The following is a 21,187-nucleotide window of genomic DNA, read 5'->3' on the forward strand; positions in this document are numbered from 1 at the left end:
ACCCACCACCGCCACCACCCACCCACGGGCGATCGTGCCGCCCGCCGGCGAACCCGGCCTCTGCGGGCACACTGTCCCTCAACCCCGCCCCACCGATGTCTTCGCCGACCGCCTGCTTCTCGTCCTGAGCGGCCAGCGCCCCGTCCATTCGATGCTCCGCCACACCGCCGGCCGGGCCTACGACGAACTCGCCTGGCTCGCGGAACGCGGCCCCCTGCGCACCCGCGGCGCCCGCCCCGTCGTCCGCGACATCGGCTACTTCGAACCCCGCCCGGGCGCCATCGAGGTCTTCGCCCGGATCGGCGCCGGCGACCAGCTGCGCGCCATGGCATTCCGCCTGGAACAGGGCGGCGACCTCCGCTGGCGCTGCACAGCGGTGGAACTGGGCGGCCCCCGCAGGCCACCCACGAACGACGCCTGACCACCACAGCGGCCCTGGGGGCCCGGAGGGGACCGTGAGGGCCGAGGGCTGAGGGCTGACGGCTGAGGCGACGGCGAGGGACCGCGAGGGACGATGGACCGCGAGGGACGAGGGACCCGAGGACCGTGAGACACAGCGAGAGACCCAAGGGACCCGAACGGCCCCGAGCAGACCCGAGCGGACCCCAGCGGGCACCAGCCGGCCCGACCGGCCACCAGCAAACGCCCAGCCGGGCCCAGCGGATCCGCGAAGCCCCAGCGAGCCCCCTAAGCCCCCAGGAGGCCGTACAAGCCGGAAGGGCCGGGCCCCAAAAGGAGACCCGGCCCTTCCGGCCGCTACAGCATCGCAATCACCGTCGGCGTCACTGTCACCGTCGGCGTCACGTCTTCCCGACGGCGCGACCGCTCGCGACGTGCTTGCCCGGCGCTACTTCTTACGGCGCCGCCCACCACGCGCCTGCTTGCGCCGCTCCGCGCGCGTGAGGCCGTCGGCCTCGGAGCGCACCGGCTCGTCGCCGTTGTCGAAGTCACCCTCGATGATGTCGCCCTCACCGTCCACCTTGGGCGCGGTGTAGTGCAGCCGGTCCGGGCGGCGCGGGGCCTCGAGCCCCTTGGCGCGGATCTCGGGGCGGCCACCCGCCTGAGCCGGCACCGCGTCCTTCTTCTCGAGGTCGGCCACCGGCTTGGTGTCCTCGACCGGGACCTCCTCGACCTGCTGTTCGACCTGGACCTCCAGGTTGAACAGGTAGCCGACGGACTCCTCCTTGATGCCCTCCATCATCGCGGTGAACATGTCGAAGCCCTCGCGCTGGTACTCGACCAGCGGGTCCTTCTGCGCCATCGCGCGCAGGCCGATGCCCTCCTGGAGGTAGTCCATCTCGTAGAGGTGCTCGCGCCACTTGCGGTCCAGGACCGACAGCACGACCCGGCGCTCCAGCTCACGCATGATCTCGGAGCCGAGCTGCGCCTCGCGCGCCGCATACTGCTCGTGGATGTCGTCCTTGATGGACTCGGAGAGGAACTCGGCGGTCAGCCCGGCCCGGTCACCGGCCGCCTCCTCCAGCTCCTCGACGGTCACCTTCACCGGGTAGAGCTGCTTGAACGCGCCCCACAGACGGTCGAGGTCCCAGTCCTCCGGGAAGCCCTCGGCGGTCTCCGCGCCGACGTAGGCGTCGATGGTGTCGTCCATGAAGTGCTGCACCTGCTCGTGCAGGTCCTCGCCCTCCAGGACGCGGCGCCGCTCGCCGTAGATGACCTCGCGCTGGCGGTTGAGGACCTCGTCGTACTTCAGGACGTTCTTACGGGTCTCGAAGTTCTGCTGCTCGACCTGCGACTGGGCGGACGCGATCGCGCGGGTGACCATCTTGTTCTCGATCGGCACGTCGTCCGGGACGTTCGCCATCGACATCACACGCTCGACCATCTGGGCCTTGAAGAGCCTCATCAGGTCGTCACCCAGCGACAGGTAGAAGCGGGACTCACCCGGGTCACCCTGACGGCCGGAACGACCGCGCAGCTGGTTGTCGATACGGCGCGACTCGTGCCGCTCGGTGCCGAGGACGTAGAGGCCGCCGAGGTCCTTGACCTCCTCGAACTCCGCCTTGACCGCCTGCTCGGCCTTCTCCAGGGCGGCGGGCAGGGCCGCGGCCCACTCCTCGATGTGCTCCTCGGGGTCGAGGCCGCGCTGGCGCAGCTCCGCCTCGGCGAGGTCCTCGGGGTTGCCGCCGAGCTTGATGTCGGTACCACGGCCGGCCATGTTGGTGGCGACGGTGACGGCGCCCTTGCGGCCGGCCTGGGCGACGATGATCGCCTCACGGTCGTGCTGCTTGGCGTTCAGCACCTCGTGCTGGACACCTCGCTTGGACAGCTGCTGCGACAGGTACTCGGACTTCTCGACCGACGTCGTACCGACGAGGATCGGCTGGCCCTTCTCGTGCTTCTCGACGATGTCGTCGACGACCGCCTCGAACTTCGCGACCTCGGTGCGGTAGATCAGGTCCGACTGGTCCTTGCGGACCATCGGCCGGTTCGTCGGGATCGGGACCACGCCGAGCTTGTAGATCTGGTGGAACTCGGCGGCCTCGGTCATCGCCGTACCGGTCATGCCGCAGAGGCCGGGCTGTTCCTTCCCGTTGTGGTCGTGGCGCTTGTAGAGGCGGAAGAAGTTCTGGAGGGTGATCGTGGCGAGGGTCTGGTTCTCGTCCTTGATGTCCACCCCTTCCTTCGCCTCGATCGCCTGGTGCATGCCCTCGTTGTAGCGGCGGCCTGCGAGGATACGGCCGGTGTGCTCGTCGACGATCATGACCTCGCCGTCGATGACGACGTAGTCCTTGTCCTTCTTGAAGAGCTCCTTCGCCTTGATGGCGTTGTTCAGGTAGCCCACCAGAGGCGTGTTCACCGACTCGTAGAGGTTGTCGATGCCCAGCCAGTCCTCGACCTTGGCGACACCGGCCTCATGGATGGCGACCGTGCGCTTCTTCTCGTCGACGTCGTAGTCGCCGGTCTCCTCGAGGCCCTTGAGCGGGTTGCCGGCCTCGCCCTTCTTCAGGCGGATGACCAGCTTGGCGAAGTCGCCGTACCACTTGGTGGCCTGGTCGGCGGGGCCGGAGATGATCAGCGGCGTACGGGCCTCGTCCACGAGGATGGAGTCGACCTCGTCGACGATGGCGAAGTTGTGTCCGCGCTGGACGAGTTCGTCCTTGGACCACGCCATGTTGTCGCGCAGGTAGTCGAAGCCGAACTCGTTGTTCGTGCCGTACGTGATGTCGCACGCGTACTGCTCGCGACGCTGGGCCGGCGTCATGTTGGCGAGGATGCAGCCGACGTCGAGGCCCAGGAACTTGTGGACGCGGCCCATCATCTCGGAGTCGCGTTCGGCCAGGTAGTCGTTGACCGTGATCAGGTGCACGCCCTCACCGGACAGCGCGTTCAGATACGCGGGCAGCGTGCCGACGAGGGTCTTGCCCTCACCGGTCTTCATCTCGGCCACGTAGCCGAGGTGCAGGGCCGCGCCACCCATGATCTGGACGTCGTAGTGACGCTGGCCGAGGACGCGCTTGGCGGCCTCGCGAACGGTGGCGAAGGCCTCGGGCAGCAGGTCGTCCAGGCTCTCACCGTCTGCGTAGCGCTGCTTGTACTCATCGGTGAGGGCCCGCAGCTCGGCGTCGGAGAGGTCGACGAAGTCCTCTTCGATGGAGTTGACCTGGTCCGCGATGCGGTGCAGCTTGCGCAGGATCTTGCCTTCGCCTGCACGCATGATCTTCGAGAGGACGGACACGGGGGTTGGTCTCCTTGCCGGTCGGGCCTGGGACGGTCGGTTTCCATTTGACTTGACTGAGCAACGGCCATCGTATGCGAGGACCCCGCCGCGCCGGGAGCCTGCCGTGGACGCCGAACGTCCGCTGCTTCAAATCTCCGTCAAAAGGACAACGGCCGGGGGCCGCGGATGGTGCCGCGTTCCGCCAACGAATTGTGCGAAATGCGTTCACCCGCTCACACACCGCATAAAGGATGGCGCCGTCGACGGCCCCCGAGCAGAATCGGCCGATGGAACCCGTCACGCTCTCCACCGGCCGCCTCCTCCTGCGCACGGTCGGCCCTAAGGACACCCACACCGTGTACGAGGCCGCCCAGGACCCCGACATCCAGCGCTGGACGACGATCCCCTCGCCCTACCTGTTCGAACACGCCCAGAACTTCACGGACCAACTGGCCCCCGAGGGCTGGGCGAACGGTTCGATGTTCACCTGGGGGCTCTTCCTCCCCGAAGGGGAGGAACTGGTGGGCATGCTCGGCCTCACGATGCGTTCCATGAGCGAGGCCGAGATCGGCTTCTGGGGCACGAAGGAACACCGCGGCAACGGCTACATCACCGAGGCCGTCCTCGCCGTCTCCCGCTGGGCCTTCGTCCACCTGTCGATCGACCGCGTGGAATGGCGCGCCGAGGTCGGCAACGCCCCCTCCCGCGCCGTGGCGGAACGCACCGGCTTCACCATCGAGGGCACCCTCCGCTCCGCCATCGTCCACCAGGGCGTACGCCGTGACTGCTGGGTCGGCTCCCTGCTCCCCTCAGACCTGAGCCTCCCGTCAACGGCCCCATATCTGCCCCCACCGACATCACCCGACCCGTCCGGCGTTTGAGAACGAGGCCACCAGGCATGTCAGCCCGTCCGGCGTTTGAGGACGAGGCCCCTTCAGGGCCGAAGCGGGGGTCCAGGGGGCGGGCGGCAGCCCCCTGGCGGGGTCGAAGGGGCGGAGCCCTTTCAAGGGATGGGACGGATAGAGGCGGCGGGGGCGAAACCCCAACCTCGCCCCAAACTCCCCAGCTCACGCCCCATTGTCAGTGCCACCCCCTATCGTCCGACCCCATGACGACCCCGCGCCCCACCACCGAACTCACGGCAGACGAAGCCCGTCGAATCGCCCTCCGCGCACAGGGCTTCCTCGGCACCCCCGACCGCAGATCCGGCGTCCGCGGCATCCTCCGTCACCTCGGCGCGGTCCAACTCGACACCATCTCTGTCCTGGCACGCTCCCACGAACTCATCCCGTACGCCCGCCTGGGCGCGGTCGGCCGCAAGACGGTCGAGAACGCCTACTGGACGACGCCGTCCACCGCATCCCAAGCACCCACGGACACACCCGCACCCCCGGCCCCACCGCACGCATTCGAGTACTGGTCCCACGCGGCCTGCATCCTCCCCATCGAGGAGTGGCCCCACTTCGCCTTCCGCCGCCGCGCCTACCGCAACCGCCCCCACTGGAACCACGAACTCCCCGACGGCGCCTACACCCAGGTGATCAAGCAGCTCCACGCCGAGGGCCCCCTCACCGCGACCGAGCTGGGCGGCGCGAAGAGAACCAGCGAGTGGTGGGACTGGTCGGGCGCGAAGGTCGCCGTCGAACGCGCCCTGATGTACGGCGAGGTGGTCTGCGTAGAGCGCCGCGGCTGGAAGCGCGTCTACGACCTCGCCGAACGCGCCATCCCGGAGACGCTGCTGCACGACGAACTGGACGACGCCGAGTGCCTGCGCCGCCTGGTCCGCCTGGCCGGCCAGTCCCTCGGGGTGGGCACCCGCGCGGACATCGCCGACTACCACCGTCTCAAGGGCGAACAGGTCGCCGCGGTGATCGCCGACTCGGGCCTGGTCCCGGTCACGGTCGAGGGCTGGGGCAAGCCGGCCTGGGCCGATCCCACGGCCCTCGAGACACCCCCGCGCGGCCGCCACCGTACGACGCTGCTGTCCCCGTTCGACTCCCTGATCTGGGAGCGGGCCCGCACGGAGCGGATCTTCGGCTTCACCCACCGCCTGGAGGCCTACGTCCCCAAGCAGAAGCGGGTCTACGGCTACTTCGCCATGCCGGTCCTGGCCGGCGGCCGTCTCGTCGGCCGCGTGGACCCGGCTCGCGAGGGCCGCACCCTGGTCGCCAAGCAGGTCACTCTGGACGGCCCGAAGGCGGTCCCGGCGGTGGCCCAGGCACTGCTGGAGGCGGCGACCTGGGTGGACTGCACGGACGTACGCGTGGAACGGATAGACGCCCCCGACCTGCGCGAACCGCTCGTCAAGGAACTCAGTCGCAGAGTGCCGTGACCTACAGGACCGCCCGCGACGGCCCAAGACGGCCCTGTTCCGTACGGACCGGTCGGTGAAGTGTCATCGTCACCGTCCCGGCCCTTCAGCGGATCTCGAGGATCTTCTCCCGCATCGCGTACACCACGGCCTCCATCCTGGAGTGCAACTGGAGCTTCTCCAGGATGTTGCGCACATGGTTCTTCACGGTGTTCTCGGAGATGAACAACTCCTTCGCGATATCGCGGTTGTTCATCCCCGTGGCGACGAGCTTGAGAACCTCCAGCTCGCGGTCCGTCAGCCGCGGCGCGGGCACGAGCCGGCGCTCGTCCGTCCGCTGGATCATCGACTTGAACTCGGTGAGCAGCTTCGACGCCATGGACGGGCTGATCTGCGACTGCCCGTCGGCCACCGCGCGAATGGCGGTCGCCACCTCGTCCGTGGAGATCTCCTTGAGGAGATAGCCGGTCGCACCCGCCTTGATCGCGTCGTAGAGATCTGCCTCCTCGTCGCTGATCGTCAGCATGATGATCTTCGCGCTGGGGGCCACCTCCTTGATGGAGGTACAGGCTTCGATCCCGCCGCGCTTGGGCATCCGTACGTCCATCAGCACGATGTCCGGCAGCAGGTCAGCGGCCTTGTCGACGGCCTCCGCGCCGTCGCCCGCCTCTCCCACGACCTGGATGTCCTCCTCGGCCGCGAGCACGATCTCCAGTCCACGGCGGAACAGGGCATGGTCGTCCACGACGAGGACTCTGATCGGCTCCTTGCGTGGAGAGCCCGTGTCAGGGCCCATGCCGACGACGTCGCCGTCGGCATCCTCGTCCCGCATCGGTCCGAAGCTGTCCGCCATCGTTCCTCCCCCTGAGGCTGTGGCTGGTCGTTTGCCATCGCCAACCCAAGGCAGCGGCCCACCGGTTGGGCCGGTGCGGCCATGATTCCATGCCCGACCGACACTACGGTGACAAGCGGGGCGCGAAGTGGTCGCACACCGGTGCCCCTGGGGGCGCACACCGCGCTCCAGGGGCACCGGCTCAGCTGTCAGCCGGGTCGGTCAGCCGCCCAGGGTGCCACCGGCCGCGGGAGACTGCGCCTGGGTGACCATCGGGTCCGTGTTGAGGTGGATGACCCCGTAGTCGTAGGCGTGCCGCCGGTAGACGACACTCGGTTCCTTCGTCTCGGAGTCGACGAAGAGGTAGAAGTCGTGCCCGACCAGCTCCATCTCGTAGAGGGCCTGGTCGAGGGTCATCGGGGAGGCGACGTGCGTCTTCTCGCGCACGATGAGGGGGCCTTCACCCTTGACTTCCAGCGAGCCGATCTTCTTGGTGGGAACTCCGTCCGGCTCTTCTTCCTGGAAGGTGTGGCCATTGCTGTTGAGCGTCGCCGCGCCCGGAACGTGGTCGGGGACCTCGGCCGCCGTGAGTCGGCGTGAGCCGCGGCGCGAAAAGCGCTTGTCGTGCTGCTTGCGCAGCCGGGCATCCAGCTTTTCCGCCGCGAGGTCGAGCGCCGCGTACGGATCGCTGGCCGCTGCCTCCGCCCGGATCACCGGACCGCGGGAGCGGAGCGTGATCTCCACTCGATCACTGCGGTCGGCCTGTCGCGGGTTGGGCTCCTTGGACACCTCGACGTCGAGGCTGATCACCTTGGCATCGAGCCTCTGGATTTTCTCCAGCTTCAGCTTCTCGGCCACGTGCTTGCGGAACCGCTCGGGCACCTCGGTCTTGCGGCCCTTGACGACGATGTCCACGCAGAACTCCGTTCCCGGATCACTCCGCTCCATCGGCGGAGCATCTCCCTTTTGCACCAGGCTCCGGTGAACCCGGAACCTCGGACTCGGTGACTTCCACCTCCTCCTCCCCCATGGGCAAGATCTCCACCCCATGGCCGCGGGTGATTGCGCAAAACCCACGGCACGGCATTCGGATATGAGAGGGATGGCCTGCGCCTTTCCCTCACAACCGAACATATCTCGCCCGGACGGATGTCGTCACCCTCTACTGCGGCGTACCTCCGTTCAGGTGAATTGACCCTCTCGTTACCTGCAACGATGCAAGTTCTCAGTCAGTTCCGGTTTATTTCGAAAGAATCCAGCGACGCAGCGACCACGGCTGCGCGGATCCCGTCACGGGGCTGCCCGACGTCCATGATTCCCGGCATCTCCCGCATCCGCCGCACAGCGCCCTCCGTCGATCCGGCCCTCCGTTCCCCTGTCCTTTCCCGACTTCCCGCCAGGTACACAGCCGTTGTCCCGTCGCCGCACCCACCGGGTTCCTCGCTCACCCATCCATACGCGCCCACCTCCTGCGCCGTTCTGCCGTATCCGGTCGTTTCCCGCGCCTGCTCCGCCAAGGCCGCCCGCACGGCACGCGCCGCCTCCGCCAGGGACGCGCCCGTCGTCATCAGGTCGTCGACGAGCACGACCGGACCGCCACCGGCAAGCAGTCGGCCTCCCCCGCGAGCCACCGTCAGCGCGCCCGCGAGATTGTCCAGCCGTTGCCGGGAGTTGAGGCCCGACTGGTCGGCCACCCCGCGTCCCTGCCGCAGCACAGCGAGCACACGCACCGGCGTCCCGGCCCGTCGCAGCTCACCCGCGGCCGCGAGCGCGATCCGCCGTGCCGGATCATGCCCCCGCGCCCGCACCGCCCCACGCCCGGACGGAACGGGGACCAGCAGCACAGGCCCACCAGCGCCCTCGAACCGCCCCGCCCCGTCGGCCCTCACCTGAGAGCGCCGGGACCGCGCAGCCCGTGCCGACGCCCCGCTGCCCTGCGCACAGACCTCGCTCAGCCCCGCCCGTACCGCCCCTGCCAGAGCCGCGCCGAGCGGCGCCGCGAGCGCCAGCGCGCCGCGTTCCTTGTGGGCCAGCAGCACGGCCCGCGCCTCGTCCGTGTACCGAGCCGCCGCGTGCACGACCGGCAGCCCGGGCGGTTCCGGCACCGGTCGCACCCGGCTCGGTCCGGTCCCGCTCAGGACGGCACGGCACTCCGGGCAGAGCACCGTGCGAGGCGTCCCGCAGCCTCCGCACTCAGCCGGCAGCACCAGATCGGTGAGGTCCTGCCACCACCCCCGCATGCCCACCACTCTGCCAACGCCCGCGCCGACCGGCCACCCCTGTGGATAACTACCTGTGGATAACTCCCGCCGCCACGCTCAGACCCACTTCCACCCCGTAACCGAGCCCGGTTCCCACCCGGGACGCGCCGGATTCCCGCCGGCGCGCGGGAATCCCACCCCCGGCACACCGGATTCACACGCATGAAAAAGCGGCTGCCCCCCAGCCGGGGTCTCACCCCGGCCAGAAGCAGCCGCCCACATTCGCCGTTCCGAACCCCACGGCAGGCGAGGACCCAACCCTCACCCCGGATAAACCGGCGCCGTCCCGTCCGTCACCACTTTCTGCCACTGTGCCCCGGAGGGCAGCCGCACGATCCCGTCCTCCGAGTAGCCGACGAGCGGCAACCGCGCGTCCTCCGACGCGGTGATCTCCTTCACGCCGCTGAGAGCCGCGGGCGCCGGCCCTTCCGGCGTGGAGCCGTCGACCTGCACGTACCGCATCGTCTGCACGCCGCCCTGCTCACGCCCGACCACGACGAGCCGGCTGTCACCGGCCCACGACATGGCCGCGACCTCCTCCAACTCGGGCGTGGCGGACCGCAGTTCGTGCACCGAGACGGCCGAGCGTTCCGCCTCCTTACCGTCCTCGCTGCGTTCGATCCGCCCGATGAGCAGCGACGACTTGTCGCCCTGCTTCACCACGAGCGCGATCCGCACACCGTCGGCAGCCACCCGCACGGACTCGATGCGCCCCTCCAGCCCCGGCGGCGTCTTCACCACCAGCGGATCGCCCACGCCCTCCTTCAGCAGGAGCAGCCGGGGGTTGTCGGGATCGCGGTCGGCCACCCACAGGTCGCCCTGGGCGTCCCAGCTGGGCGCCGTCAGACGCTCCTCCGGGGTCGGGCCCTTGCTGGTCAGCTCCGGATCGCCGAGCGGACCATCCGACACCAGCGCCCCGACGTACAGGTTCTTCCCGTCCAGGCCGACCCCGGCAGCCATGTCCTCGTCACGCGACACCGCCACCGACTTCAGCTGCGTCCCGCCCTCGCCCAGGGCTCCCGGCACGGGAACGGGATTCGTGTCGTTGGTGGCGGCGGCCAGCCGTACGAGCCGGTGCTCGTCATCGAGGAAGTACAGGTATTCGGCGTGCTCCACCGACCCGCGCGTGGCGACCGCCTCCGCCTGGTCCTCCCTGAGCATGCACAGCTGCCTGTCCCCCGCCTCCAGCTGGACCTTGTCCACCGTGGGGGTCAGGTTCTGCAGCGTGAACAGGAGCTGGGCCGCCATCTCGTTGCACTGGGTCAGTCCGACCCGAGCCGCCTTGTCGTTCAGCGGCACGGTCAGCCGGTTCTGGTCGTCGGGCGTCAGCGTGGTGTCGTCGTTCTTCAGCGCCGTACCGGTCGGGAAGCTCGACCTGGCCACCGGGTCGAGCCAGCTGGTGGGCCCCGTGAGCAGGGAGCGCACCATCTGCGTCATGGGGTCGACGTTCCTGCGCACATACACGGGATCGGCGACGGCCGCCGTGTGCGGGGACGTCCCGAGCGTGGTGTTCGTGGCGAAGTAGTACTTGTCGACGGACATGTAGTTGCGCTGGAAGTCCGACTTGCCCATCACGACGCCGCGCGGCGGCACGTCGATGCGCCACTGCTTCGTCTTCCTGTCCCGGGTGAGGTGCATCGGCTCGCTGTAGTCCCCGCTCGCGGGCGCGTACGACTGCTGCGCGTCGACCGTGGCGACCCGGGTGCCGGTCAGCGTGTACGAGAGGCTGTCGGTCTCCTCCCGGCCTCCCACGCGCTCGACGTCCGTGCCCGGTCCGTCGGCGAGCACCGTCGTGGACAGCCGGGGCAGCCACTTGCGCGCGGCCTCGTCGGTCAGATACTTGCGCGCCGTCTCATAGTCCGGATCGTCGCTGGTCAGTGCCTCCAGAAACCCGGACACGATCTCCGACGACGAGGCGTCCTCGCGGGGCGGCATGGCGAACACACGCACCTGCGTGTCCTGGCGCGGCGTGGACTCGACGCCACGCAGATCGCCGCTGTCGGGCATCGAGGCACACCCCGCCAGCAGTACGGCGCCACAGGCGGCGTACGCCACCGTGCGCCCCGGCGTGCGCCGCGCGCGCCCCTCGCGGTCAGCGCCCATGCGATGCCTCCCCATGCTTGCTCGACTCCCCGTCCTGCCCGGTTTCCCCGCTCGGCGGCTCGTCCGCACCGGGCCGGCCGGGTATGTCCTCCTGTCGCAGCGCACCCGATGCGGGCCGGGGAACCACACGCGCGCCGTTGCCGGGCAGCGCCGTCGGATCGGCCTTGGGCACCGCGGTACCCAACCGCGAAATGATCGGATCCCTCGTCGGCATCGGAGCCGCCTGGTCACCGGTGGGCTGCGCCGGTACAGTCGCCGCCTTCTCACCGCCCCCGCACGGCAGACCGGCGTCATCAAGTCCACGATTGCGGCGCGAGTCCTTGGGCTCCAGGGGTATCGGCGAGCCCCGCAGCGGCTCGTCCACGGTCCGCGGCAGCGTCAACCTGAACTGCGAACCGCCGCCCGGCTCGCCCCACGCCTGGAGCCAGCCACCGTGCAGCCGCGCGTCCTCCAGCGCGATGGAGAGCCCCAGCCCCGTACCGCCCGTGGTACGCGCGCGTGCCGGGTCGGCCCGCCAGAAGCGGCTGAAGACACGGGTCGCCTCACCGGGCTTGAGCCCGACGCCGTAGTCGCGCACCGCGACCGCGACCGCCCCGCCCGCCGAGGCGAGCTTGACGACGACATCCCTGCCCTCACCGTGCTCGACGGCGTTGACGACGAGGTTGCGCAGCACACGCTCGACGCGGCGGGCGTCGGCCTCGGCGACGACGGGCTGCTGGTCGCCGACGATGCGTATGTGGCTGCCCTTGCGCTCGGCGAGCGGCTCGGCCCCGCTGACGACACGTCGCACGACCTCCCTGAGGTCGATCGGCTCGGCCTCCAGCGCCGCCGCGCCCGCGTCGAAACGGCTGATCTCCAGCAGGTCGGCGAGCAGCGACTCGAACCGGTCCAGCTGGTCGGCCAGCAGCTCCGCCGACCGCGCGGTCACCGGGTCGAAGTCCTCACGCGCCTCATGGATGACATCAGCGGCCATCCGTACGGTCGTCAGCGGCGTCCGCAGCTCGTGCGACACGTCGGACACGAACCGCCGCTGCATCCGCGACAGGTCCTCCAACTGCTGGATCTTCAGCTGAAGGTTCTGCGCCATCTTGTTGAAGGCCTCGCCGAGCCGGGCGATGTCGTCCTCGCCGGTGACCTTCATCCGTTCCTGCAACCGCCCGGCCGACAGCCGCTCGGCGATCCCGGCCGCCATCCGCACGGGCGTGACGACCTGGCGCACCACGAGCCAGGCAATGGCCCCGAGCAGTACGACGACGAAGAGCCCGGCCGTCGCGAGCGTTCCCTTGACCAGGCTCAGCGACTTCTCCTCCTGGGTGAGCGGGAAGAGGTAGTAGAGCTGGAACGGGTTGTTGTTGGGGTCGTTGACCTGCTTGCCGATGACCAGGGCCGGCTGGGACTCCTTGTGCGCGGTCGAGTGGTAGACGATGCGGGTGTAGCTCTGGAACGCCCCGGTGTTGCTGTCGATCCGATCGCGCAGGTCCTCGGGCACGCTGTCCGTCGGGTTCACGCGACCGGAGGCACGTGGGCCACGCCCACCGGTGTCACCTCCCGCGGAGGCCGGGAGCGTCACCACCTCGAAGGCGCCCTGCCCGCCGCTGGAGAGCGAGGTGACGAGGTCGCTCATCCACTGGATGACGTTCTGCTCGGCACGTTCGTCCCCCGTCGCGCCGTCGTCCGCGGTCCCGGCCGCGGCCGCGGCCTCGTCGGAATTCTGCTTGGCCGCCGCGAACCCGCCCGTGGCCTGGCTCTGCGAGGCCTTCACCTTGGCGTCCAGCAGGCCGTTACGCACCTGCCCGATGACGACGAAGCCCAGCAGCAGAACGACGCCGAGCGACATCAGCAGCGTGGTGACGACGACCTTGAGCTGGATGTTGCGTCGCCACAGCCGCATGACGGGCAGCAGCGGCCGGCGCACCCAGCGCAACACCAGCCGAAGGACCGGGCTCCCCTGAACGCCTCCCTGCAGCAGCCCGCCCTCAAGGAACCGTCCCCACCGGGAGCCCGCCTTCTTCCGGCCGACAGGCCGCTCCGGACGGGCCCCGGTCCGACCGGGGGCCGCAGCGGCACTGTCCCCGGACATGTCAGCTCGGCCCTGCCTTGTAACCGACGCCACGCACGGTCACCACGATCTCCGGCCGCTCAGGGTCCTTCTCGACCTTGGAACGCAGCCGCTGCACATGCACATTGACCAGACGCGTGTCCGCCGCGTGCCGGTAGCCCCACACCTGCTCGAGGAGCACCTCGCGCGTGAACACCTGCCACGGCTTGCGGGCCAGCGCGACCAGCAGGTCGAACTCCAGCGGCGTCAGCGCGATCGACTGCCCGTCCCGCTTCACGGAGTGCCCCGCCACGTCGATGACGAGGTCACCGATGGCGAGTTGCTCCGGCGCCGGCTCCTCCGATCTCCGCAGCCGCGCCCGGATCCGGGCGACCAGCTCCTTCGGCTTGAACGGCTTCACGATGTAGTCATCAGCGCCCGACTCCAGGCCCACGACGACATCGACGGTGTCGCTCTTGGCCGTCAGCATCACGATCGGCACGCCGGACTCCGCCCTGATCAGGCGGCACACCTCAATGCCGTCCCGGCCGGGCAGCATCAGGTCGAGCAGCACCAGATCGGGCTTGCTCTCCCGGAAGGCGGCCAGCGCCTTGTCACCGTCGGCTACGAAAGACGGCTCAAAACCTTCACCACGCAGCACAATGCCGAGCATCTCGGCCAGTGCGGTGTCGTCGTCGACGACAAGGACTCGTCCCTTCATAAACGACATCATCCCATTCTCATAACAGTGGCGAAGGTTGTGGTGAGGTAGCTCACCGGCCAGTGACCTTAGTCGTACGCCGTCGCCACTGTCTGCCCTCGGCCACACCACAGTGTGTGACCTTTGGGATGGTTCACCCCACTCTGCCTGCTCTACTGATCCGGCGTTTACCTCACAACGTCTCCGTGACCCGCGGCGACCTGGCACACAGCTCGGCCAACGCCTCCGCCGTCACGGGCGCCGCGGCACCCTCCTCGGTGACGATCGCCGTCACCAGCTCGGGCGGCGTCACATCGAACGCCGGGTTGTACGCCTGCGTCCCCAACGGCGCCACCGGAATCCCGCCCCCCAGCTCCCCTCCCGCCACCGGCACCTGAGGCGCCGCGATCTCGGTCACCTCGAATCCCGGCCGCTGCTCGACCTCGATGGACGCCCCGTCAGCCGTGTCCAGATCCACCGTCGTCAGCGGTGCGACCACGATGAAAGGCACATGGTGGTAGCGCGCGAGCACCGCGAGCGGATAGCTCCCCACCTTGTTCGCCACCGAACCGTCCGCCGCGATACGGTCCGCTCCGATCAGCACCGCGTCCACCTCACCCGCGGCGAACAAAGAGCCCGCCGCGTTGTCCGTGAGCAAGGTGTACGCCATGCCGTTGCGCGCCGCCTCGTACGCCGTCAGACGGGCCCCCTGCAGCAATGGCCGCGTCTCGTCCACCCACAGCCGCCTGAGCCGCCCCGCCCGGTGCGCCGCGAGCGCCACCGCGAACGCCGTGCCCTCGCCGCCCGACACCAGCGCCCCGGTGTTGCAGTGCGTGAGAATGCGGTGCCCACCGCCGGGCAGCAGTTCGTCCAGCAGCGCCAGCCCTCGCTCGGCCATCCGTGCACTGGCCTCGGCGTCCTCTTTGTGCAGCGCCCGCGCCGCACCCAGCGCCGCAGCGGCCGCCTGCTCCGCGTCCCCACTCCTGGCGAGCTCGGCCCGGTACGCGGACTGAGCCCTGCGCACGCCGACGGCGAGGTTCACCGCAGTGGGCCGGGCACCCGCCAGCGCTTCCGCGGCGTCATCCACGTCGAACCCGCGCGCGGCGGCGAGCGCGACGCCGTACGCCCCCGCGATCCCGAGCAACGGCGCCCCGCGGACGGCGAGCGAACCGATCGCCTCCACCAGCACCGGCGCGTCCGTGCAGACCAGCTCGACCTCCTCGGCCGGCAGTCTCGTCTGATCGAGAAGGACCAGTACGGGACCTTCGGGTGGTTCCTCCCACCGAATCGCTGGAATCTCCTTGAGCCTGCCGTCCTCGCCGGATTGCGCGTACTGATCAGCCATACGGCCAGTCTGCCCCTTGTCCGGCGGACAATTGAAGGTGTGCAGCCCATACCGCGGCCGATACGTCGTGGGCCGCCCCATGGCACGATGGCTGCCAACCTGCCGCCGCGACCGCGGACGGGCACCGTGAAGGAGCGACGATGAAAGACACTCCGGGCTGGGCCTCGCCCGGATCCGCCCCGTCCGACGGCCAGGAACCCGGCGCGTCCGGCCCTGCCGAGCCCGCAGACCGTCCCGACCCCGCACAGCAGCCGGAAACGGACCCACAGGACTCCAGCCCGAAGTGGTCCAAGGAGCAGCCGCCCCCCGGCCAGTGGTCCGCCCCGACAGCGCCCCAGGCGCCCGGCCAGACCCCGCCACCCCCACCGCCGCCCGGTCCGGGCTGGGGCGCTCACCCGCCCGCCGGCCCCGGCGGACACAGCGGATACGGCGGGGGCCACCCCGGCTACGGCGCCCCGGGCACAGGCCCTTGGGGAAGCGGTTGGGGCGGCCCACCGCCCGCAGCCAAGCCCGGCGTGATCCCGCTGCGCCCTCTCGGTGTCGGCGAGATCCTGGACGGCGCGGTCTCCACCATGCGCACCTACTGGCGCACGGTCCTGGGCATCTCCCTGACCGTCGCGATCATGACGGAGATCCTCGTCATTCTGGTCCAGGGCCTCGTCCTGAACGACCGCCTCAACACCGCCGCCCTCGACGACCCGGACGCCACCCTCAGCGAGCTGACCCGCGCCACAGGCGACGCCCTGATCAGCTCCAGCGTGATCTTCCTGATCTCGGTGATCGGCGCGATCATCGCGACCGCCCTGCTCACGACGGTCACCAGCCGCGCGGTACTCGGCAAGTCGGTGACCACCGGCGAGGCCTGGCGCGACGCCCGCCCCCAGGTACTCCAGCTCTTCGGCCTGCTCTTCCTGCTGCTGCTCATGACCTTCGGCCTGGTGATCGCGGGCGCCTTGCCCGGCATCCTCGTCGCCGCCACGGGCGCCGGTGGACCGGGCGGGGCCCTCACCCTCCTGGGCATCCTCGGCGCCGGCATCGTCGCGCTGTGGCTGTGGTTCCGCTTCTCCCTCGCCTCGCCCGCGCTGATGCTGGAGAAGCAGGGCATCATGAAGTCCCTGAGCCGCTCCGCGAAGCTGGTCCGCGGCTCCTGGTGGCGCGTCTTCGGCATCCAGTTGCTCGCCACGATCATCGCGAACGTCGTCGCGGCGATCGTCGTCATCCCCTTCACCTTCCTCGCCGGAGCCGTCAGCGGCGACGGCGCCACCAGCTTCCTCAACGGCGGCACCGACTTCGGCTGGACGTTCTTGATCATCAGCGGCGTCGGCTCGGTGATCGGCTCCATGATCACCTTCCCGATCACCGCCGGCGTCACCGTCCTGCTCTACATCGACCAGCGCATCCGCCGCGAGGCCCTCGACCTCGAACTGGCCCGAGCAGCCGGCGTCCAGAACCACGGCCCCGGCACCCCGGGGAGCTGAACCGGTGAGCTTGGCGGGGGGAGTTCTCATAACGGCGTCGGCGCTACCGGACGCCGCCGTACGCACATTGCTCGGCGTCGGCGACAGATCCCTACTGTCGCTGCCGGCCCGCTCGGACGACGAGCCGCCGCTGGCGATCCCGCGTGATCCCGCGCGGGAAGCGGCCCAGCGCGAGCTGTCCAAGGGCATGTACCACGAGAACGACCCGAGCTGGTTCCAGCGCGCCCTGGACGCCTTCTGGAGCTGGGTCGAGGACCTGTTCAGCAGCGCTTCGACCGTGACGCCCGGAGGACCGCTCGGCCTGGTGGTCGTCATCCTGGTCATCGTCGCGATCCTCGGCGCCCTGTGGTGGCGCCTGGGCACCCCCCGCCGCCAACCCACCTCCTCCGCCGCCCTGTTCGACGACCGTCCCCGCAGCGCCGCCGAACACCGCGCCGCCGCCGAGGCACACGCCACCCAGGGCCACTGGAACCAGGCCGTCCAGGAACGCATGCGCGCCATCGTCCGCTCCCTGGAGGAACGCGCACTTCTCGACGTCCGCCCCGGCCGCACCGCGGACGAAGCCGCCGCCGAAGCAGGCCGCTCACTGCCCGCCCAAACGGACCGGCTGCGCGCCGCGGCCCGGGACTTCGACGACGTGACATACGGCGGCAGGACCGCGACCCAGCAGGCGTACCAGCGCATCGCGGAACTCGACCGCGACCTGGAGAGCACCAAGCCCCAACTCGCGAGCAGCGCCCTCAGCACGGCCCCCAACGCCCGCCAGGGAGCCGCCGAATGACCACCGAGGCCACGCCCCCGTCCACCTCGGCCTCGCTCACCGCCCGCCAGGTCTGGACCCGCACGCGAGGCGTCGCAGCCGCCGTCGTCCTCCTGCTCGTGGCAGCCGTCGTGATCGCCACGATCCGCTCCGATGCCCGGCACGGCACCCTCGACCCACGCTCCGCCGACCCCAGAGGCAGCCGAGCGGTAGCCGAACTCCTCGCCGACCGCGGCGTCGACACACGCGTGGTCACCACCCTGGACGACGCACGCGCCGCGGCCGCCGCGGACACCACCGTCCTCGTCGCCTCCCCCGACCTGCTGACACACCGTCAACAGACCTGGCTGCGCACGTCGACCGCCGGCTCCGGCGGCCGCACCGTCCTCGTCGCACCCGGCAGCTGGTCCGTCGAGCGACTCGCCCCCGGCGTCACCGCGGACCCCGCCACCAGCCTCGACTCGGAGCTGGCCCCCGACTGCGCCCTGCCCGCCGCCCAGCGCGCGGGCACCGCCGACCTGGGCGGCGTCCGCTACACCACCACCCACCTCGACGCCGACGAGTGCTACCCCAGCGAGCGCCTGGCCACCCTGCTGCGCATCCCGGACCCGACCGAGGGCGGCGACACCGTCGTCCTCGGCGCGCCCGACATCCTCTACAACGACCACCTCGACGAGCAGGGAAACGCCTCGCTCGCCCTCCAACTCCTCGGCTCCCGCACCCACTTGGTCTGGTACCTCCCCTCGCTCTCCGACTCGTCGGCCGCCGACGCGGACGACGAACGCAGCTTCTTCGACCTGCTCCCCTCGGGCTGGCTCTGGGGCACACTTCAGCTCTTCATCGCCGCAGCCCTGGCCGCCCTCTGGCGGGCACGCCGACTCGGCCCCCTGGTGCCCGAAAAACTCCCCGTGGCGATCCGCGCCTCCGAAACCGTCGAAGGCCGCGCCCGCCTCTACCGCAAATCCAACGCCCGCGACCGCGCGGCCACCGCTCTTCGCTCCACCACCCGCACGCGCCTAGCCCCCCTCGTAGGTGTCCCCGTCCCCCAGGCGCACGCGCCCGAGGCACTCCTCCCCGCCCTGTCCGCCCACCTCCACAACCACGGAGACGGACAGAGCCTGCACACCCTCCTCTTCGGCCCGCCGCCCAGCGACGACGCGGCACTCATCGCCCTCGCCGACCAACTCGACGCCCTCGAAAGAGAGGTACGCCGTCCATGATGGACCCGACCACTGACAACGCCGGGAACACCGGGGACCCGGGCACCGCCCGTGCCTCCCTGGAAGCCCTGCGCGCCGAGATCGCCAAAGCCGTGGTCGGCCAGGACCCCGCCGTGACCGGCCTCGTCGTCGCCCTCCTCTGCCGCGGGCACGTGCTCCTCGAAGGCGTCCCCGGCGTCGCCAAGACACTCCTCGTCCGCGCACTCGCGTCCGCACTCGAACTCGACACCAAGCGCGTCCAGTTCACCCCTGACCTCATGCCGAGCGACGTGACGGGCTCCCTCGTCTACGACACCCGCACAGCCGAGTTCTCCTTCCAGCCCGGCCCCGTCTTCACCAACCTCCTCCTGGCCGACGAAATCAACCGCACCCCGCCCAAGACCCAGTCCTCCCTCCTGGAAGCCATGGAGGAACGCCAGGTCACGGTCGACGGCACCCCCCGCCCGCTCCCCGACCCGTTCCTCGTCGCGGCAACCCAGAACCCGGTGGAATACGAGGGCACGTACCCCCTCCCCGAAGCCCAGCTGGACCGTTTCCTCCTCAAGCTCACGATCCCGCTTCCTTCCCGCCAGGACGAGATCGACGTCCTCACCCGCCACGCCGAGGGCTTCAACCCCCGCGACCTGCGCGCCGCCGGCGTACGCCCCGTGGCAGGCCCCGCAGACCTCGAAGCAGCCCGCGCGGCAGTGGCCAAGACGACGATTTCCCCGGCGATCACCGCCTACGTGGTCGACATCTGCCGAGCCACCCGAGAATCGCCGTCCCTGACCCTGGGCGTCTCCCCCCGCGGCGCCACGGCCCTCCTCGCCACCGCCCGCGCCTGGGCCTGGCTGACGGGCCGCGACTACGTCATCCCCGACGACGTGAAGGCCCTGGCCCTCCCCACCCTCCGCCACCGCGTACAACTCCGCCCGGAGGCAGAGATGGAAGGCGTCACCGCCGACTCCGTCATCAACGCGATCCTCGCCCACGTCCCCGTCCCCCGCTGATGGCACTCACCGGACGCGCCGCACTCCTCGCAGCCCTGGGCTCCCTCCCCGTGGGCCTCTGGGACCCCAGCTGGACGGGCATCCTGGCGGTCAACGCGCCCCTGGCATTGGCCTGCGCCTGCGACTTCGCCCTGGCAGCACCGGTACGACGCCTGGGCCTGACCCGCTCCGGCGACACCTCCGTACGCCTGGGTGAGACGGCCGACGTCACCCTCACGGTGACCAACCCGTCCCAGCGCCCCCTCCGCGCCCACCTCCGGGACGCCTGGCCCCCCAGCAGCTGGCAGCCCGGCACAGAGGTGGCGGCCTCCCGCCACCGCGTGACGGTCCCCGCCGGCGAACGCCGCCGCGTCACCACCCGCCTACGCCCTACCCGCCGCGGCGACCGCCAAGCCGACCGTGTGACGATCCGCTCGTCCGGCCCTCTGGGCCTCTTCTCCCGTCAGGGCAGCCACCAGGTCCCCTGGACCGTACGGGTCCTCCCCCCGTTCACCAGCCGCAAGCATCTGCCCTCCAAACTGGCTCGCCTGCGCGAACTCGACGGCCGCACCAGCGTCCTCACTCGCGGCGAGGGCACAGAATTCGACAGCCTGCGGGAGTACGTCCCAGGCGACGACACCCGTTCCATCGACTGGCGCGCCACAGCCCGCCAGTCAGCGGTCGCCGTACGCACCTGGCGCCCCGAACGCGACCGCCACATCCTCCTCGTCCTGGACACCGGCCGAACCTCGGCAGGCCGCGTCGGCGACGCTCCACGCCTGGACGCCTCCATGGACGCGGCACTGCTCCTCGCCGCCCTCGCCTCCCGAGCCGGCGACCGAGTGGACCTCCTTGCCTACGACCGCCGAGTACGCGCCCTCGTCCAGGGCCGCACAGCAGGCGACGTCCTCCCCTCCCTGGTCAACGCGATGGCCACACTCGAACCCGAGCTGATCGAAACAGACGCCCGAGGCCTGACGGCCATGGCTCTCCGTACGGCACCCCGCCACTCCCTGATCGTGCTGCTCACAACCCTCGACGCAGCCCCGATCGAGGAGGGCCTCCTCCCGGTCCTGTCCCAGCTCACCCAGCGCCACACGGTTCTGCTGGCATCAGTAGCGGACCCCCACATCGCACGCATGACGACTGCCCGCGGAAACCCTGACGCCGTCTACGAGGCCGCAGCCGCAGCCCAGTCCCAAACCGAGCGCCACCGCACAGCGGAACAACTCCGCCGCCATGGCGTTACGGTCGTAGACGCAACACCGGAAGAACTCGCGCCGGCCCTGGCAGACGCGTACCTGGCCCTCAAGACGTCGGGACGCCTGTAACAGGGGAAATTGGAGGGGCTCTCACATGGGGAGACCCCCTAGGTAAAGAGACCCACAAATAAAGAAAGCCCCCGGACCGGTATCCCCGGCCGGGGGCTCTCTCAAAATTTGTTCGGCGGCGTCCTACTCTCCCACAGGGTCCCCCCTGCAGTACCATCGGC

16 protein-coding genes are annotated in these 21,187 nt (G+C 70.1%); 8 read left to right on the forward strand and 8 right to left on the reverse strand.

Annotated elements, in window-relative coordinates; all coding sequences use genetic code 11:
* On the forward strand, window positions 1-421 hold a 421-nt coding region (locus tag ADK36_RS03240), incomplete at its 5' end, for an Rv3235 family protein (protein ID WP_234329652.1).
* A 426-nt stretch (window positions 422-847) separates the two neighbouring features.
* Here the strand turns inward: ADK36_RS03240 and secA are convergent.
* Window positions 848-3,697, reverse strand: coding sequence for a preprotein translocase subunit SecA (gene secA / locus ADK36_RS03245; protein ID WP_053196293.1), 2,850 nt, complete (start codon window positions 3,695-3,697; stop codon window positions 848-850).
* Between the two features lie 269 nt (window positions 3,698-3,966).
* On the opposite strand from secA, the gene ADK36_RS03250 reads away from it, so the two are divergent.
* Complete coding sequence (locus ADK36_RS03250) at window positions 3,967-4,560, forward strand: GNAT family N-acetyltransferase (protein ID WP_048586798.1); 594 nt, start codon at window positions 3,967-3,969, stop codon at window positions 4,558-4,560.
* A 227-nt stretch (window positions 4,561-4,787) separates the two neighbouring features.
* Window positions 4,788-6,011: a winged helix-turn-helix domain-containing protein gene (locus ADK36_RS03255; RefSeq protein WP_053196295.1), complete on the forward strand. Its 1,224-nt coding sequence runs from the start codon at window positions 4,788-4,790 to the stop codon at window positions 6,009-6,011.
* 85 nt (window positions 6,012-6,096) lie between these two features.
* Here the strand turns inward: ADK36_RS03255 and ADK36_RS03260 are convergent, their stop codons facing one another.
* The 7 genes from ADK36_RS03260 to mtnA all read right to left on the reverse strand — a co-directional run bounded on the left by ADK36_RS03260 (window position 6,097) and on the right by mtnA (window position 15,269).
* Window positions 6,097-6,843 carry a response regulator gene (locus ADK36_RS03260; protein WP_030951627.1) on the reverse strand — a complete coding sequence of 249 codons (747 nt, stop codon included), beginning with the start codon at window positions 6,841-6,843 and terminating at the stop codon, window positions 6,097-6,099.
* Window positions 6,844-7,044: 201 nt separating this feature from the next.
* The gene (gene hpf, locus ADK36_RS03265) at window positions 7,045-7,737 is read right to left on the reverse strand and encodes a ribosome hibernation-promoting factor, HPF/YfiA family (protein WP_425315364.1); all 693 of its coding nucleotides are present in this window, start codon (window positions 7,735-7,737) and stop codon (window positions 7,045-7,047) included.
* A gap of 314 nt (window positions 7,738-8,051) precedes the next feature.
* On the reverse strand, window positions 8,052-9,062 hold the full coding sequence (locus tag ADK36_RS03270; RefSeq protein ID WP_048586801.1) for a ComF family protein: 1,011 nt from the start codon (window positions 9,060-9,062) through the stop codon (window positions 8,052-8,054).
* Window positions 9,063-9,344: 282 nt separating this feature from the next.
* Window positions 9,345-11,186, reverse strand: coding sequence for an LpqB family beta-propeller domain-containing protein (locus ADK36_RS03275; RefSeq protein WP_048586802.1), 1,842 nt, complete (start codon window positions 11,184-11,186; stop codon window positions 9,345-9,347).
* Window positions 11,176-13,266 (reverse strand): MtrAB system histidine kinase MtrB, encoded by a 2,091-nt coding sequence (gene mtrB, locus ADK36_RS03280; RefSeq protein ID WP_048586803.1) that lies wholly within the window; start codon window positions 13,264-13,266, stop codon window positions 11,176-11,178. The genes ADK36_RS03275 and mtrB overlap by 11 nt, the downstream gene beginning before the upstream one ends.
* A 1-nt stretch (window position 13,267) precedes the next feature.
* Entirely contained in the window at window positions 13,268-13,957 is a 690-nt protein-coding gene (gene mtrA, locus ADK36_RS03285; RefSeq protein WP_187284748.1) for a two-component system response regulator MtrA, read from the reverse strand.
* 160 nt (window positions 13,958-14,117) lie between these two features.
* Complete coding sequence (gene mtnA / locus ADK36_RS03290; protein ID WP_048586804.1) at window positions 14,118-15,269, reverse strand: S-methyl-5-thioribose-1-phosphate isomerase; 1,152 nt, start codon at window positions 15,267-15,269, stop codon at window positions 14,118-14,120.
* Between the two features lie 140 nt (window positions 15,270-15,409).
* Between mtnA and ADK36_RS03295 the strand changes: the two genes are divergently transcribed.
* The 5 genes from ADK36_RS03295 to ADK36_RS03315 are packed head-to-tail and all read left to right on the forward strand — an operon-like array spanning window position 15,410 to window position 21,026.
* Window positions 15,410-16,747, forward strand: a complete 1,338-nt coding sequence (locus ADK36_RS03295) for a glycerophosphoryl diester phosphodiesterase membrane domain-containing protein (protein WP_053196297.1) — start codon at window positions 15,410-15,412, stop codon at window positions 16,745-16,747.
* Window positions 16,748-16,751: 4 nt separating this feature from the next.
* Complete coding sequence (locus tag ADK36_RS03300; RefSeq protein ID WP_053196299.1) at window positions 16,752-17,528, forward strand: DUF4129 domain-containing protein; 777 nt, start codon at window positions 16,752-16,754, stop codon at window positions 17,526-17,528.
* Complete coding sequence (locus ADK36_RS03305) at window positions 17,525-18,727, forward strand: DUF4350 domain-containing protein (protein ID WP_048587504.1); 1,203 nt, start codon at window positions 17,525-17,527, stop codon at window positions 18,725-18,727. Before ADK36_RS03300 ends, ADK36_RS03305 begins: the two co-directional genes overlap by 4 nt.
* The gene (locus ADK36_RS03310; protein WP_107086818.1) at window positions 18,727-19,716 is read left to right on the forward strand and encodes an AAA family ATPase; all 990 of its coding nucleotides are present in this window, start codon (window positions 18,727-18,729) and stop codon (window positions 19,714-19,716) included. Before ADK36_RS03305 ends, ADK36_RS03310 begins: the two co-directional genes overlap by 1 nt.
* A complete protein-coding gene (locus tag ADK36_RS03315) occupies window positions 19,716-21,026 on the forward strand; it encodes a DUF58 domain-containing protein (protein WP_048587506.1) in 1,311 nt (436 codons plus the stop codon). Before ADK36_RS03310 ends, ADK36_RS03315 begins: the two co-directional genes overlap by 1 nt.
* Window positions 21,027-21,187 lie beyond the last annotated feature (161 nt).

This window comes from Streptomyces viridochromogenes, assembly GCF_001270495.1.
GTDB lineage: Bacteria > Actinomycetota > Actinomycetes > Streptomycetales > Streptomycetaceae > Streptomyces > Streptomyces viridochromogenes_A.